Annotated in this window: 19 protein-coding genes; 15 read left to right on the top strand and 4 right to left on the bottom strand. The window is 35.3% G+C overall.

What is annotated here, in order from left to right:
• Positions 1-39: 39 nt before the first annotated feature.
• The 6 genes from ACUN26_RS17895 to ACUN26_RS17870 all read left to right on the top strand — a co-directional run bounded on the left by ACUN26_RS17895 (position 40) and on the right by ACUN26_RS17870 (position 7,730).
• Positions 40-1,872, top strand: a complete 1,833-nt coding sequence (locus ACUN26_RS17895) for a bifunctional homocysteine S-methyltransferase/methylenetetrahydrofolate reductase (protein ID WP_000770362.1) — start codon at positions 40-42, stop codon at positions 1,870-1,872.
• Complete coding sequence (gene metH, locus ACUN26_RS17890; RefSeq protein ID WP_000649701.1) at positions 1,872-5,270, top strand: methionine synthase; 3,399 nt, start codon at positions 1,872-1,874, stop codon at positions 5,268-5,270. The genes ACUN26_RS17895 and metH overlap by 1 nt, the downstream gene beginning before the upstream one ends.
• A gap of 18 nt (positions 5,271-5,288) precedes the next feature.
• Complete coding sequence (locus ACUN26_RS17885) at positions 5,289-6,347, top strand: undecaprenyldiphospho-muramoylpentapeptide beta-N-acetylglucosaminyltransferase (protein WP_000724783.1); 1,059 nt, start codon at positions 5,289-5,291, stop codon at positions 6,345-6,347.
• Positions 6,348-6,442: 95 nt separating this feature from the next.
• Positions 6,443-6,703, top strand: coding sequence for a DUF3966 domain-containing protein (locus ACUN26_RS17880; RefSeq protein ID WP_079519680.1), 261 nt, complete (start codon positions 6,443-6,445; stop codon positions 6,701-6,703).
• 94 nt (positions 6,704-6,797) lie between these two features.
• Positions 6,798-7,175, top strand: coding sequence for a nucleoside 2-deoxyribosyltransferase (locus ACUN26_RS17875; protein WP_000675235.1), 378 nt, complete (start codon positions 6,798-6,800; stop codon positions 7,173-7,175).
• Positions 7,176-7,241: 66 nt separating this feature from the next.
• Positions 7,242-7,730 (top strand): hypothetical protein, encoded by a 489-nt coding sequence (locus ACUN26_RS17870; RefSeq protein ID WP_000764243.1) that lies wholly within the window; start codon positions 7,242-7,244, stop codon positions 7,728-7,730.
• A 35-nt stretch (positions 7,731-7,765) separates the two neighbouring features.
• On the opposite strand, the gene ACUN26_RS17865 is transcribed toward ACUN26_RS17870, so the two are convergent.
• Positions 7,766-8,077: a hypothetical protein gene (locus ACUN26_RS17865; RefSeq protein ID WP_001092834.1), complete on the bottom strand. Its 312-nt coding sequence runs from the start codon at positions 8,075-8,077 to the stop codon at positions 7,766-7,768.
• A 252-nt stretch (positions 8,078-8,329) separates the two neighbouring features.
• On the opposite strand from ACUN26_RS17865, the gene ACUN26_RS17860 reads away from it, so the two are divergent.
• On the top strand, positions 8,330-8,545 hold the full coding sequence (locus ACUN26_RS17860; RefSeq protein ID WP_001008324.1) for a DUF3912 family protein: 216 nt from the start codon (positions 8,330-8,332) through the stop codon (positions 8,543-8,545).
• Between the two features lie 87 nt (positions 8,546-8,632).
• A complete protein-coding gene (locus ACUN26_RS17855) occupies positions 8,633-9,025 on the top strand; it encodes a hypothetical protein (RefSeq protein ID WP_000875405.1) in 393 nt (130 codons plus the stop codon).
• A 62-nt stretch (positions 9,026-9,087) separates the two neighbouring features.
• On the opposite strand, the gene ACUN26_RS17850 is transcribed toward ACUN26_RS17855, so the two are convergent.
• From ACUN26_RS17850 to ACUN26_RS17840, 3 genes are all read right to left on the bottom strand, one after another.
• Entirely contained in the window at positions 9,088-10,482 is a 1,395-nt protein-coding gene (locus tag ACUN26_RS17850) for an L-cystine transporter (protein WP_001094349.1), read from the bottom strand.
• A 107-nt stretch (positions 10,483-10,589) separates the two neighbouring features.
• Positions 10,590-10,832: a DUF2626 domain-containing protein gene (locus ACUN26_RS17845; RefSeq protein ID WP_000440717.1), complete on the bottom strand. Its 243-nt coding sequence runs from the start codon at positions 10,830-10,832 to the stop codon at positions 10,590-10,592.
• Positions 10,833-10,957: 125 nt separating this feature from the next.
• Positions 10,958-11,653, bottom strand: coding sequence for a helix-turn-helix transcriptional regulator (locus ACUN26_RS17840; protein WP_000434112.1), 696 nt, complete (start codon positions 11,651-11,653; stop codon positions 10,958-10,960).
• A 204-nt stretch (positions 11,654-11,857) separates the two neighbouring features.
• Here ACUN26_RS17840 and comGA point away from each other — a divergent pair, with 204 nt between their 5' ends.
• Genes comGA through comGG form a run of 7 tightly spaced genes read left to right on the top strand, consistent with a single transcriptional unit; the run spans position 11,858 to position 15,794 of the window.
• The gene (comGA, locus tag ACUN26_RS17835; RefSeq protein WP_001013172.1) at positions 11,858-12,901 is read left to right on the top strand and encodes a competence type IV pilus ATPase ComGA; all 1,044 of its coding nucleotides are present in this window, start codon (positions 11,858-11,860) and stop codon (positions 12,899-12,901) included.
• On the top strand, positions 12,888-13,925 hold the full coding sequence (gene comGB / locus ACUN26_RS17830) for a competence type IV pilus assembly protein ComGB (protein WP_002093281.1): 1,038 nt from the start codon (positions 12,888-12,890) through the stop codon (positions 13,923-13,925). The genes comGA and comGB overlap by 14 nt, the downstream gene beginning before the upstream one ends.
• Before the next feature lie 11 nt (positions 13,926-13,936).
• Entirely contained in the window at positions 13,937-14,236 is a 300-nt protein-coding gene (gene comGC, locus ACUN26_RS17825; protein WP_001178691.1) for a competence type IV pilus major pilin ComGC, read from the top strand.
• Positions 14,233-14,688: a competence type IV pilus minor pilin ComGD gene (gene comGD, locus ACUN26_RS17820; RefSeq protein WP_000810404.1), complete on the top strand. Its 456-nt coding sequence runs from the start codon at positions 14,233-14,235 to the stop codon at positions 14,686-14,688. Before comGC ends, comGD begins: the two co-directional genes overlap by 4 nt.
• The gene (locus ACUN26_RS17815) at positions 14,681-14,983 is read left to right on the top strand and encodes a hypothetical protein (RefSeq protein WP_000829525.1); all 303 of its coding nucleotides are present in this window, start codon (positions 14,681-14,683) and stop codon (positions 14,981-14,983) included. The genes comGD and ACUN26_RS17815 overlap by 8 nt, the downstream gene beginning before the upstream one ends.
• The gene (comGF, locus tag ACUN26_RS17810) at positions 14,953-15,426 is read left to right on the top strand and encodes a competence type IV pilus minor pilin ComGF (RefSeq protein ID WP_000477944.1); all 474 of its coding nucleotides are present in this window, start codon (positions 14,953-14,955) and stop codon (positions 15,424-15,426) included. Before ACUN26_RS17815 ends, comGF begins: the two co-directional genes overlap by 31 nt.
• Positions 15,423-15,794 carry a competence type IV pilus minor pilin ComGG gene (comGG, locus tag ACUN26_RS17805; protein WP_000743702.1) on the top strand — a complete coding sequence of 124 codons (372 nt, stop codon included), beginning with the start codon at positions 15,423-15,425 and terminating at the stop codon, positions 15,792-15,794. Before comGF ends, comGG begins: the two co-directional genes overlap by 4 nt.
• The last annotated feature ends 25 nt before the right edge of the window (positions 15,795-15,819 follow it).

Genomic DNA, 15,819 nt, shown 5'->3' with positions numbered 1-15,819 from the left:
AAGAGGGGGTTTTTATATTGATAGAAATGAGGGAGATTCGTGAAATTACTAGATTTATTATCAAAAGGAATTGTAATAGGTGATGGTGCGGTTGGAACGTTATTACATTCACATGGTTTGCAAAGTAGTTTTGAAGAATTGAATGTATCTGATCCAGACCTAATTATATCGATTCATAAACAATATGTAGCTGCTGGTGCAGATGTGATTCAAACAAATACGTATGGAGCAAATGAGGCGAAATTACGTATGTATGGCTTAGAAAATCAAGTTGTTCAAATTAATAAAGCGGCAGTGAAGCTTGCGAAAGCATCTGTTACAAACAGAAATGCAATTTTAGGAACAATCGGTGGTATGAAACATATCGGAGCTGTCACAACGACTGATATGGAGCGAGAATTTATGCTACTTGAACAGGCAGGTGCTTTACTAGAAGAACAGGTTGATGGATTACTATTAGAAACTTTTTACGATGAATTTGAATTACTTCATGCCGTTAAAGTATTGCGTAAGCAAACGAATATTCCGATTGTTGCTCAAGTAGCGTTACATGAAGCAGGTACGACTCAAAATGGAAATGATGTCAATGAAATATTAAAACAGCTTATAGATTACGGTGCAAATGTTGTTGGATTGAACTGTCAACTAGGGCCACTTCATATGACGGAAGCTTTCAAAATGATATCGATTCCGCAGAATGGCTATTTATCAGCATACCCAAATGCAGGTCTCCCAAATTATGTGGAGGGACGTTACGTATATGAGGGAAGCCCAGCTTATTTCGAAGCGATGACACCGAAATTTATTGAGCAAGGTATTCGGTTATTGGGTGGTTGTTGTGGTACGACTCCAGAACATATTCAAAGTATGAAGCGCGCTGTTGCGAATGTTACACCTGTAATAGAAAAAGACACAATTCAAAGACCGAAAGTAGTTCATACACACGAGAAGCGTTCGAAGGCACAGGTTACTCTTGCGGAAAAGGCAAAAAAACAAACGACAGTTGTAGTGGAATTAGATCCGCCGAAAACGTTAGATACACAGCGTTTTTTTGAAGGAGCAAGAGCGTTAAAAAGAGCGGGAGCAGACGCTATTACTCTAGCAGATAATTCATTAGCATCGCCTCGTGTTTCGAATATGGCAATGGGCGCACTATTAACGAAGCACGATATTCCAGTATTGACACATTTAACGTGTAGAGACCATAACGTCATTGGACTACAATCTCATTTACTAGGTTTATCAGCGTTAGGTATGGAGGAAGTATTAGCTTTAACTGGTGATCCAGCGCGCGTTGGTGATTTTCCGGGAGCAACTTCTGTATATGATCTGTCCTCTATAGAGTTAATTAAAATGATTAAAGAAATGAACGATGGACGTTCCATTTTAGGGAAATCCATTGGACCGGCAACAAGGTTTTCAGTCGGAGGTGCTTTTAATCCTCACGTAAGGCATTTAAAAGCAGCGGTAAAGCGAATGGAACGAAAAATAGATGCTGGGGCTGAATATTTCTTAACACAGCCGATATATGATGTTGCTTTAATAGAAGAAGTATATGAAGCAACAAAACATTTGGAACAACCTATTTTTATTGGAATTATGCCATTAGTAAGTAAGCGGAATGCAGACTTTCTCCATTTTGAGGTGCCGGGTATTACTCTTCCTGAAGAAATAAGAGAGAGAATGGATGGACACGAAACGAAAGAGGCAGCTATCGAGGAAGGGATTCGTATTTCACAAGAGTTGATCGATGCAGCGATGAAATATTTTAACGGTATCTATTTAATTACACCATTTCTAAAATATGAAATTACAGAACATCTTGTTAAATATGTGAGAGAAAAGCAAGAAGTGAAAGAAGGTATTAATTGATGAAGTGTATAGAAGAAAAATTACAAAATAACATTTTAATATTAGACGGTGCAATGGGGACAATGATACAACAAGAGGACTTAACTGCAGAAGATTTCGGAGGAGAAGAGTACGAGGGCTGTAATGAATATTTAGTAGAAACAAGGCCGGATGTTATTTTAAAGATTCATAAAGCTTATATTGAAGCTGGAGCTGACATTATTGAAACAAATACATTTGGGGCGACAAATATCGTATTAAGTGATTATGAGCTGTCTCATTTAGATGAAGAACTAAATGAAAAGGCAGCACGATTAGCGAAACAAGCTGTTAAAGAAAGCGGGAATGAAGTATATGTTGCAGGTGCGATGGGACCGACAACGAAAGCAATTAGTGTTACAGGAGGAGTTACATTTGAAGAACTAATAGAAGCTTATACTAGGCAGGCGAGGGGATTATTAAATGGCGAAGTTGATGTGTTACTCGTTGAAACGAGTCAAGATATGCGTAATGTGAAAGCTGCTTATATTGGAATTCAAGCTGCTTTTGAAGAACTAAATAAAATTGTTCCTATTATGATCTCTGGGACGATTGAGCCGATGGGGACGACTCTGGCTGGGCAAACAATTGAGGCTTTTTACTTATCCGTAGAACATATGAAGCCATTATCTGTTGGATTAAACTGCGCGACTGGTCCGGAGTTTATGAGAGACCATATTCGTTCTTTATCTGATTTATCGGAGTGTTACATTTCTTGTTATCCAAATGCAGGTCTTCCTGATGAAGATGGACATTATCATGAATCTCCATCTTCTCTCGCTGAAAAAGTGAAGCGATTTGCTGAAGAAGGATGGATTAATATTATTGGTGGTTGTTGCGGCACAACACCAGAACATATAAGAGCAATGAAAGAAGCGCTAGCATCTCTTACACCGCGTGCGCAAAATGAACGAGCCGGACATGGAATTAGTGGATTAGAGGCGCTGCAATATGATGAGTCTATGAGACCGTTATTTGTAGGTGAAAGAACGAATGTTATAGGGTCACGTAAATTTAAACGATTAGTGGCAGAAGGTAAATTTGAAGAGGCTGCTGAAGTGGCAAGAGCACAAGTGAAGAAAAATGCTCATATTATTGATATTTGTATGGCAGACCCTGACCGTGATGAAATAGAAGATATGGAAAAATTCTTATCAGAAGTTACGAAAGTGTTAAAAGTACCGATTATGATTGATTCAACAGATGAAAATGTAATGGCGAGAGCACTTACTTATATTCAAGGGAAAGCTGTTATTAACTCTATTAACTTAGAAGATGGAGAAGAGCGTTTTGAAAAGGTAACGCCACTGCTTCGCAAGTATGGTGCCGCAATTGTAGTTGGGACAATCGACGAAGATGGTATGGCAGTAAGTGCTGAAAGAAAACTAGAAATTGCGAAAAGAAGTTATGAATTATTGACGACGAAATATGGTATACGCCCGTCAGATATTATTTTTGATGCACTTGTATTTCCAGTAGGGACAGGTGATGAAGAATACATCGGTTCAGCGGCAGCGACGATCGAAGGAATTCGACTTATTAAAGAAGCGTTACCAGAATGTTTAACGATTTTAGGTGTGAGTAATATATCATTTGGTTTACCACCAGCTGGACGTGAAGTGTTAAATTCTGTCTTTTTATATCATGCAACGAAAGCAGGATTAGATTATGCGATTGTTAATACTGAGAAATTAGAGCGCTATGCGTCAATTCCAGAGGAAGAAAAACGTCTTGCAGATGCATTATTATTTGAAACGACGAAAGAGACGTTAGAAGAATTTACGAATTTTTATCGTGTTGCTAAAAAGAAAGAGGTTGTTGTTCAAGAAATATTAACGCTTGATGAGCGACTAGCCAACTATATTGTAGAAGGTACAAAGCAAGGATTACATGAAGATTTAAGTCTCGCGCTGACAGAGGGAAGAAAACCTTTGGATATTATTAATGGTCCACTTATGACAGGAATGGATGAGGTGGGACGATTATTTAATAATAATGAACTTATAGTTGCTGAAGTATTGCAAAGTGCTGAAAGTATGAAAGCTGCTGTAAGTTATTTGGAGCCGCATATGGAATCTAGCGATAGTGCGAAAAAAGGAAAAGTATTATTAGCGACCGTTAAAGGGGACGTACATGATATTGGGAAAAATCTTGTTGAAATTATTTTATCAAATAACGGATATGAGATTATTAATTTAGGAATTAATGTTCGTTCGGATCGAATCGTTCAAGAAGTGCAAGAAAAAAAACCTGATATTATAGGTCTTTCTGGCTTGCTAGTAAAATCAGCACAACAAATGGTAACAACTGCTGAGGATTTAAAAGCGGCGAATATTGATATTCCAATTGTTGTTGGTGGTGCAGCGTTAACGAGAAAGTTTACAGATAATCGTATTTCTCCATCGTATAAAGGGCTCGTATGTTATGCGAGCGATGCGATGACAGGTCTTGATATTATTAATAAGCTTCAAAAAGAAGAAGAGCGTGAGAAGATGAAACAGGATAAAAAAGAACGTCATCTTCATATCGTAAAAAAAGAAGAGAAGAAAGTGGAAATTCCAGCAGTAATTGAGCCATTACCAAAATCAGAGGTTATGGTGCCTGATTCAACAAAACGAATTGTATTACGAGATGTTCCTGTCTCACATCTTGCCCCATTTTTAAATAGACAAATGTTACTTGGACATCACCTTGGATTAAAAGGAAATGTGAAGAAGCTTTTGAAAGAGGGGGATAAAAGAGCGCGCGAATTAAATGATTTAATAGACGAATTATTGGTGGAAGGACAATCTTGGTTAAAACCGAAAGCAGTGTATCAATTTTTCCCAGCGCAAAGCGATGGACAAAACATCGTAATATATGATCCAGAAGATCATACGCGCGTAATAGAGCGTTTCACATTTCCTAGACAAGGAAAAGCACCATACCGTACTTTAGGTGATTATTTGCGCCCTATTGGAGATGAGATGGACTATGTCGCTTTCTTATCTGTTACTGTTGGGGAAGGAGTTCGGGATATTGCTGAGGAGTGGAAGGCGAAGGGAGATTATTTACGCAGTCATGCAATTCAATCGTTAGCGCTTGAATTAGCAGAGGGGCTTGCTGAAAAAACACATATGCTCATTCGTGACCGCTGGGGCATTCCAGATTCACCTGAACTGACGATGGAAGAGCGTTTCCGTACGAAATATAGAGGAATACGTGTGTCATTTGGTTACCCAGCATGCCCAGAACTTGCGGATCAAGAAAAATTGTTCCGTCTAATTCATCCAGAGGAAATAGGTATTTCATTAACGGAAGGATTCATGATGGAACCAGAAGCATCAGTAACGGCTATGGTATTTTCTCACCCTGAGGCAAGGTATTTTAGTGTACTATAGTGTAGAAGGGGGAGACGTATGAAGAAAATAGTCTTTACAGGTGGCGGTTCGGCAGGGCATGTAACACCTAATTTAGCCATCATTCCATATTTACAAGAACAGCATTGGGATATCTCTTATATTGGTTCTCATCAAGGGATTGAGAAAGCGATTATAGAAAAAGAGGGCATTCCGTACTATAGTATTGCGAGTGGAAAGCTACGTCGTTATTTTGATTTGAAAAATATAAAAGATCCTTTTCTTGTAATGAAGGGGGTTATGGATGCGTATGTAAGGATTCGAAAACTAAAACCGGATGTAATTTTTTCAAAAGGTGGTTTCGTATCTGTACCAGTCGTAATTGGAGGATGGTTAAATAGAGTGCCAGTTTTATTGCATGAATCCGATATGACACCAGGACTAGCAAACAAAATTGCGCTCCGTTTTGCTTCGAAAATATTTGTTACATTTGAGGAAGCAGCGAAACATTTACCGAAAGAAAAAGTAATATATACGGGAGCTCCTGTACGTGAAGAAGTGTTAAAGGGAAATCGTGAAAAAGGTTTAGCGTTTTTAAGTTTTTCACGTAAAAAGCCGATTATTACAATTATGGGTGGAAGTTTGGGTGCGAAGAAAATCAATGAAACAGTTCGAGAAGCGTTACCAAAACTTCTTAAAAAGTATCAAATTGTTCACCTTTGCGGAAAAGGTAATCTTGATGAAAGCTTACAAAATAAAGAAGGATATAAACAATTTGAATATATCCATGAGGAGTTACCAGACATATTAGCGGCAACAGATTTTGTTATTTCACGTGCGGGATCCAATGCAATCTTTGAGTTTTTAACATTAGAAAAGCCAATGGTTTTAATTCCCTTATCAAAATTTGCTAGTCGTGGAGATCAAATTTTAAATGCAGAATCCTTCGAAAAACAAGGTTATGCCTCAGTATTGTACGAAGAAGATGTTACTATGAATTCTCTTATAAAGCATGTCGAAGAGTTAGATCAAAATAATGAGGTGTATAAAAGGGCATTAAAGAAATACAATGGAGAAGAAGCGATTAAAACTATTATTAAACATATTTCAGAGGCATGATTATACAATCATGTCTTTTTTAATAGGATGAAAGATTCCAAGAATTGATATTTTTATGTTACAATAACAAATGGTTAGTAGGGAAATTCCAATTGATTAAGCGTGAAAATACGAATGGATTAGGAGTGACTGTGTTGGAGCTAAGTCTCTATGAAAATACTGCACTTATTATATGCTTTGTGTTGTACGTTGGTAGTGTGATTGTTTATATTTCAAGGAAATTTTCGCAAGAACGAGAGCTTGAAAAATCAGAAATAACAGCAGAACTAGAAATGTTAGCTGATGAAAGTTATAAAAAACAAAAAATAAAAGAAGACCATGAAGCAACCCATCATTTAAACGCAAATAAGTTCTAAAGATGGGGATTTTTTTTGATGTCATTCTTTATTATATCTATAGCAAGTAACGCTAAAAGGAGTTTCCCCATACATATTTAAAGGATGAACATAAATGAAATTTTATATAGCATCGGGATTTCAAAATAAACACATTGTTCATTTTGTATCAGGCCAGTTAAAAGAAGCAGGATGGCACCATACATATGATTGGACAAAAAACGAAAGAGCAGTTAACCAAGAACAATTAAGAGAAATTGGTGAGGCGGAAAAGAATGCTATAAAGGAAGCCGATGTCTTTTTACTTATATTAGATGGTGGAAATGGAAGTCATACAGAGTTTGGAATGGCCATTGCACTAGAGAAAAAAATATATATGTATCATGAAGGAAATTCGCTGCAAACAACATTTTATCATTTGCCAGAAGTACATATTTTTGAAGGGGATGCAAAAGAGTTTGTAGCTCACGTTATGAATAATGTGGATGTTTAAAAGGTTATAAAGATAATCTTTTGGGTACAGTGATGATAAGGAAAGTATATAAAGGAGCTATATAATATGAAATTAGAAAATGGTTGGGAAACAAGTTTTTTAGAAGTGGTACAAAAGAGTGAATTTAAGAAAGATGCGCTTCTTAGTCAATTGCTTTTTGCAGATAGTGAAGAAGTAGAAGAGCTTACTGATGATTACGGATATGAAGAGATTATTGAACGCGAACATGATGATGAATTAGCAGAAGTTTTAGGCGAAGAACTATTCAGTGAGATGGAGCGATACGTATTCTTATCTTCACAACCAGAAGAGAAACTGATTTCATTCGTAAATGGATTAGGTTTTCATGTGTTAGATTGGATCGTGCTTCTTGAAACAGAATTTGGTGTTGATAGTGCAAACTTTACATCAGATGCTGTGAAGATGTTAGAAAAGCGTTTCAGACAGTTTCCATACATAGAGGATAAGACGATTTTTGATATGACGTTTGGAGAAGCGATGGATGTATTAGAATCCATTACAGGATTACAACTGAAGGAAAAGATGAACGTATAATGAAAAAAGAACGTGAGGATATCACGTTCTTTTTTTTACATAATAATAATTTTATCATCTAGTTTTGTCTGCCCAGTAAGAAGTGCGTTTAAATATTCCACTTTTCTTATACAAGCTTGTATATGTCTTTCAACCTCTTGTAACTCTGCTTGATGATGTGTTTCAATTGGATGAATTTGTACGTTAAATTTTTCAAATTGACTACTATATGTTATTTCTGCATAGCCGCTCATAATATCCGTTTTGTTATGAAATAAAAATTGTTTCGTTTTGTCACAGAATGATACATCCTGAAAGCCATATACTTTTAATGCGTCAATTACTTTTTTTATTATTTTTGTATTCATTTTTTAACCCTCTTTACGAAGTTCTACTTTTATATTATAACATAAAAAATTACATAGAAAGCGCTTCCAAGTGTATTTTATTATAAACTTTACGTTTCAATCATAAAAATGAAACAAAGAAAAAATAATTGTAAAGAAGGAAGGACTCTTTTATTGTTTCGTCATATATATAGAGAAATAGTGCAATGAAAGGAAATTTTCCGAGGTGGAGATTGTATTTCCAATTTGAGCGCAGTAAAAGAGGTGAGAATCTTGAACTTTGATATTGTAGGGCAAAAAGCATATATAAAAGATGGCCCGCATCGGAACCGAATTGGAATTGTAAAGAAAAACGAAGAACAATTAAAACCACACTTCGCTATTATAATTGGAGAACAAAGTATTGATGTCGAGCTAAAGGATATCGTGTTAGTTGGAGTGGACGTAGGACAATTTCATAAATGGTGCGAGCAGAATGGTTATTTGTGAAAAGGACGGGCTGTGAGATAATGAAATATATTTGAGAAAAGAGAATATGTTATTGTATTCTCTTTTTCTATGTGTAAGGAGACGGAAATGAAGTATAAAGAACGAGATTTTACATTGGAATTGAAAGAGAAAATTCAATGTATGGAAAAGGAGATAGAGCGAATATCACTTAAACTTTTTAGAGAGTATGCGCATTTATATATTGAGAAAAATATGGAATTAGACATTGGATTCGAAAGAGAAAAAGAGGATCCCTTTGAAACGGGGTATTATTCATCAGTTTCCATGGCGATAGTAGATGAAGAAGGTGAGATGATTGACTTTTATATCATTCCAATTTGGAAATGTGAAAATATCCTTTTAGGAATGCTAACTCAATCAAGAATTTGGGGGAGTAAGAAAGTAGGAGAACTTGTTGATTATTCTTATTATGAGATTGAGGAGGAGTTAAAAGAGCAACTAGAAGAATGCTTGGAGTGATACTTTTCAAGATGAGATGTAAAAAAAGACGCTAACAGTTTTATGTTAGCGTCTTTTTCTTATTATGAAGCAATTTCACCAGTTTTTGTATCATCTTGATTGTACGTATCTTGATCTAATTCACCAAGCCATTTACTAGAAATAAGACCTGCTGTCATAGAACCACTTACGTTAAGAGCTGTACGGCCCATATCGATTAATGGTTCAACCGAGATAACAAGAGCGACAATGCCAATTGGTAAGTTCATTGTAGATAGTACGATTAACGCTGCGAATGTTGCACCGCCACCAACACCGGCAACACCGAATGAGCTAATAGCAACGACAGCGATTAAAGTTAAAATAAATTGTGGTTGTAACGGATCAATTCCTACAGTTGGAGCGACCATCATTGCAAGCATTGCTGGATAAATACCTGCGCAACCGTTTTGACCGATAGATACTCCGAATGAAGCTGCGAAGTTTGCAATCCCTTCGGAAATACCAAGCTTTTCTTTTTGCGCTTCAATATTTAATGGCATTGCACCAGCACTAGAGCGAGATGTGAATGCAAATGTTAATACAGGGAATACCTTTTTTAAATATTGAATTGGATTTAAACCAGATAGAGCAATTAATAATAAGTGAATAACGAACATTACGATAAGTGCTACGTAAGACGCTAATACGAAGTTACCAAGTTTTAAAATAGCATTTATATCGCTACCAGCAACTGTTTTTGCCATAAGAGCTAATACGCCGTATGGAGTAAGGCGTAAAATTAATGTTACCATACGCATTACGATTGCATATACAGCATCAAGCATCTTCTTAAATAACTCTGCTTGTTCTGGATATTTTCGTTTCACACCTATAAAGGCAATGCCGATAAAGGCTGCAAATATTACGACAGAAATTGTTGATGTTGGACGAGCACCTGTTAAATCAAGAAATGGATTTGTAGGTAATAGCTCTAATAATTTGTCTGGAATTGTTGTCTTTTCAATAGAAGTAAATCTTTCTTCAACTAGTTTCAGACGAGCAGATTCTGCATCACCTTGTTGTAGGCCTGTTGCTGATACATCAAATCCTGCACTTGCAGCGATTCCGACAGCTGCAGCAATTCCTGTAGTAAGAATTAAAATTCCGATAATAAGGCCACTGATTTTACCAAGATTTTTCGTTAATTGTAATTTTGTAAAGGCTGAAATAATAGATACTAAAATAAGTGGCATAACGATCATTTGAAGCAATTTCACATAACCGTTACCGATTAAGCTAAACCAAGTATTTGATTCAATAATTACTTTAGAAGTAGGCTCATAAATAAATTGTAATATAAGACCAAATAAAATTCCGACTCCTAAAGCAGTAAATACACGTTTATTAAAAGATACATGCTTACGTTGCATATAATATAATACGCCGACTAAAATGAGCATGACTGCAACGTTAATTCCGACAAGCAGTGTATTCATGTTGATTCCCCCTAATTCCAATATGTTATATAGAATATAAGGTAATAAAACCTATAAGTCAACTAGGAAATTCCGGGATTAAAAAAAAGATGGCAAATTGCCATCTTTTAATGTCCAGCCCCAGGGACAAGTAAAAACGTCGTGTAGTATGTAAATCCTATGAAGAAAACAGTTAAGTAGGCCCCAAATACGTATATATACATACGCTCTGTTAATTTTAAATAACTTAAAAGTACGAAGAAACCTGTTTGTCCTAAAAATAGTAGTGCAGCCTGTTGCATATCCCCTACGTAAAACATAACCGAGAAAATTCCAGTCCAAAAGCCGAGAACGCGAAACATGCGCTCCATGCCATCTCCCTCCTTTTCTAGAAAAAGTAAACCTCTCCTCATTATAGTTTATTTTTCTTACTATTGTAAATATTCGTTCATATAAAAAGAAGCCAATTATAATTGGCTTCTTTTTATATGAGAAATTAAATTGTTAATTTATAATTACAAGATTTACATCCATCTAGTAGACTATCATTTCGTGTTAATTCCATGTTAGGGAATAGGATTTCAAAAATCCCTTTCATCATATCCCCATGCATATTACAAATTTCAGTTGGGTGATGAACAGCAACTTCTTTAAATGGACAATTGTGTACATCATAGAAAATTTTTGTTCCATCTGCACTTAATTCAAATGCAGGTGATAAACCAGCTGTTGAGAAAGCTTCTTTTGCAATTTGAATTTTTTGTTCTACTGTTAAGTCTTCTTCACTCACATTTAAGCGGTGCATATGTTGTTGCATTAATTCTGCCCCGAATTGTTTTCCTGTTTCGTATAGCGCTTTTTCACCAGCAGCTCCAAGGCTAAGGAGAGAATTGAACGCTATTTTTGCTAATAATTGATAATCACGGAATGGAAATTGCAATTGGATAACATCATCAGATAATACATATAATCTGCTTGGTCTTCCACCCTTTCCAGTTTTCTTTGTTTCAGATTTAAGCATATGAACATCTTCTAATTTAGATAAATGTAAGCGTGCTACGTTTGGATGAATGTCAAACTCATCTGCAATTTCTTGTACAGTTACGTAACTATGTTTTTGAGAAATATATTTATAAATGTAATAACGAGTTGGGTCAGATAATACACCTGTAATTTTTAAAGCTTGTTCCATGAGGATCTCCACCTTTATCACTTTATCCAAGATAATAACATTATAATACAGATAAACTTCCATATAGGTAATTTCAGACAATAATTCGGAAATTGTTCATAATTTCACAAACATAATTTTCCTTTTTATTCTGATGAAAATACAAAAGTCCCAATTTTTATTGTGCATTTTTTCATGCTATATACATAGTGAGGAGGGAAAATGATGAATGGAATTGAAATTTTTGCGAATACAATTTTGAAAGAAGCGTGTAGGGTACAAGCATCGGACTTACATATTGTGCCCCGGCAGAAGGATGTAGCGGTTCAGCTACGTATAGGAAAAGATTTAATTACGAAACAATGTATTGAAAAGGAGTTTGGAGAAAAACTTGTTTCGCACTTTAAATTTTTGGCATCCATGGATATAGGAGAGAGGCGGAAGCCACAAAATGGTTCATTGTATTTACAAATTGATGGACAAGAAGTGTATTTACGTCTTTCAACACTTCCGACTGTATATCGAGAAAGTCTCGTGATTCGCCTTCATTTACAAGCATCTGTGCAGCCGTTATCTCATCTTTCGTTATTTCCAAGTACGGCGGAAAAACTCCTCTCTTTTTTACGTTATTCACATGGTCTACTCGTATTTACTGGACCGACTGGTTCTGGGAAGACAACGACAATGTATGCATTATTAGAGGTAATTAGAAAAAGGAAAACACGTCGAATTGTAACACTTGAAGACCCAGTTGAAAAAAGAAAAGACGATTTATTACAAATTCAAATAAATGAAAAAGCAGGTATCACATATGAGGCTGGACTAAAGGCTATTTTACGCCATGATCCAGATATTATATTAGTTGGTGAAATCCGGGATGAAGAAACAGCAAAAATAGCTGTAAGAGCAAGTTTAACTGGACATTTAGTAATGACGACCCTGCATACGAATGATGCGAAAGGAGCGATACTCAGATTTATGGATTATGGCATAACGAGGCAAGAAATTGAACAAGCTTTATTGGCTGTAGCTGCACAGCGACTTGTTGAATTAAAGTGTCCATTTTGCAGAGGAAAGTGCTCAATTTTATGTAAATCAATGCGGCAAGTAAGACAAGCAAGCGTTTACGAGTTGTTAGATGGATATGATTTGCAACAAGCAATTAAAGAAGCGAACGGAGAATGTGTTACGTACAAACATGAAACATTAGAATCTTCGATACGAAAAGGGTATGCTTTAGGATTTTTAGAAGAAGATGTTTATGTTTAAGAAAACATGGAGTTTAAGTGAGCAATTAGTATTGTTGAAACGATTAGGAGAACTATTAGAAAAAGGATACTCCCTTTTGCAGGCACTAGAATTTTTACGGTTTCAATTACCCTTAGAAAAGAAAGTACAATTACAGCATATGATTGAGGGATTAAAAGAGGGGAGAAGTCTACACGATTCGTTTCATCAATTAATGTTTCATCAGGAGATGTTAAGTTATTTATTTTATGCTGAGAAACATGGTGATATTTCTTTTGCATTGCAACAAGGGAGCGCACTTCTTTATAAGAAGGATAAGTATAGGAAAGATATGATGAAAATAATGCAGTATCCTATGTTATTAGCATTCTTTTTAATGATTATGCTTGCTGTTTTCAATCTCATCTTATTACCGCAGGTTGAAATGGTGTATAGTTCATTTGGTTCTACAGCGCCGCTATTTACAGAACAAATTTTAAGTGCAATTAAACGAATACCTTACATTATTTTTAGCGGTATTCTTATCTTTATTATTGGATGTAGCGTATATTTGTTTTATTTTCGGAAACTCCCACATATTGAACAGGTAAAAATCATGCTTCGTATTCCTCTCATAAAAGTATTTCTTATTTTAAAGCATTCGCATTATTTCTCCACTCAATTGAGTGGTTTATTGTACGGCGGACTATCGGTGCTCGAAGCACTCACAATAATGATGGAGCAAAAATATAATCGATTTTTTCAGTATGAAGCAGCCCGAATTGAACGGCAATTAATTGCAGGAGAATCGTTACAATCTATCATTGCTAAAAGTGGTTATTACGAAAAAGAACTTTCTTATATTATTAGGCATGGACAAGCAAACGGTAATTTGGCAGTTGAATTAGAGGACTATAGCGATCTTGTTATAGAAAAGATGGAACAAAAAATGAAACGTATGTTAGTTATCATTCAACCGATTTTATTTACATGCATTGGAGGAATAGTTGTTCTTATGTATTTAGCGATGATTATGCCGATGTTTCAAATGATGAATTCCATTTAGGAGGCATTTACATGCAGAATGAGGAAGGATTTACTCTGTTAGAGATGTTATTAGTTATGGTTGTTATAACTGTATTATTACTATTAATTATTCCGAATGTAGTGAAGCAGCGCTCATCAGTTCAAGGAAAAGGATGCGCAGCCTATGTGAAATCTATAGAAGCGCAAATACAGGTATATCAATTACAGCATAATAAAATTCCTTCGTTAAAAGAGCTAAGTGACGAAAAATATATTACAACTCATAAGTGTCCGAATGGTGAATCTATTCATATTTCAGATGATGGCACAGTATCAATCGGGACATTGTGAAACAAAAAGGATTTACTCTTTTAGAAATGTTGCTCGTTTTATTTGTAATTTCTGTCTTAAGTATGATTACGTATTTTAATGTTCATTCATTATATGAAAAACAAAAAGTCGAACAATTTTTGAGCCAATTTTCAAATGATATTTTGTATATGCAACAATTAGCGATAAATCGTCAGAAATACTATACGCTACGGTGGTATAAAGAGAAAAACACGTATTACATTGAGGAGTCGGGTACGAATCATTTTATTGTGTCGAGAGACTACGGTAACGATATACAAATTGATTTGCATACATTTCCAAATCCGATGACATATAATCCGAGCGGAAATATTAATAGAGGTGGTACAATTTTACTTTCGTATCGAAGTTATAAATATGAGATTGTATTTCAGCTCGGAAGAGGGAGATTTACGTATCGTGAAATATCAAAAAGGATCCATAATGGCTGAAATGCTTGTATCGTTAAGCATACTAATGATGGCGGTATCGGTACTGCTGCCGCAAACAGTATTGGTCATGCAAGAAAGAAAAAATATACAACTCCGCTATAAGGCATTCGTATTATTAAAAAAAGAAGCAGCTTTATATATGTATGAGAATGAGGAAATGCGAGTAAAAGAAAAAATTATAAACGAACTTGTATATTACACATATTGGGGAGGAAGTGAAGTGTGTACTATGTGGAAAGATGTGAAGGGAAGAATGATGGAACAATGTTTTTATGTGGGAGGAAAAATAAATTAGAAGTTGGATTTACATTAATAGAAATGATCGTATGTTTGTTTCTAGTATCCCTGTTCTTTTTACTTTTACCGAGTCTTCATTTTATCGGAATGGAGAATAAACACTTAAAAGGATTAAATGAGTGGGAGTGGGATGTGTTTTTAGGCCAAGTACAACTGGAGTTTCGTGAGGTATCGTTTGGGGAACATATAATGGCCCTTGAAAATAAAGGTAGTATTTTACGCTTCCGTTTGCGTAATGGGGATGAAGTGATATATGAAAAAGTGAATAATCATCTTATAAGAAAAGTGAATATGCGTGGAAGGGAAGTTATATTACAAAAGGTTGGCAATGTTTCGTACAAACTAACACCTCATGTGCTCTTTATAAATATGAAAGATACTAGTGGGGAAATACATGAAGGTGTAGTTGTAAGATATAGCGAAATGGAAATAAAGGAATGAAAAAACAAGATGGATTTACAATGCCAGCAACAATCATTTTTTTAATTTTATTAACCTCTTTTTTTGTATACGAAACGAATATGTTGCTTTCTGATAAAAAATTTTATACTGAAATAGAGAAAAAATTTTTAGTGGAAGAGTTGATTAATCGAGCTATTGCAGATATAAAAGTAGACTTACAGAAAACAGAAAGAGATGGTACCTTTTTCTTTCCATATACAAAGGGAAAAGTGAGTGGAAAGTACGAATTTGAAAATGATATGATTCTCGTTTCTTTGCAGTGCGAGACAAAACAAAGAATTTTCTATACGGTGAGCTTTCGGTATAGAAAAAATGATGAGAAAATATTTGATTGGATAGAAGGATGACAGGTAAAGTATGCGGAGTAAAACC

The sequence above is a fragment of the Bacillus sp. WC2503 genome (assembly GCF_052682895.1).
Note: the sequence above shows the minus strand (reverse complement) of the source record. Positions and strands in the feature narration are given on the sequence as shown.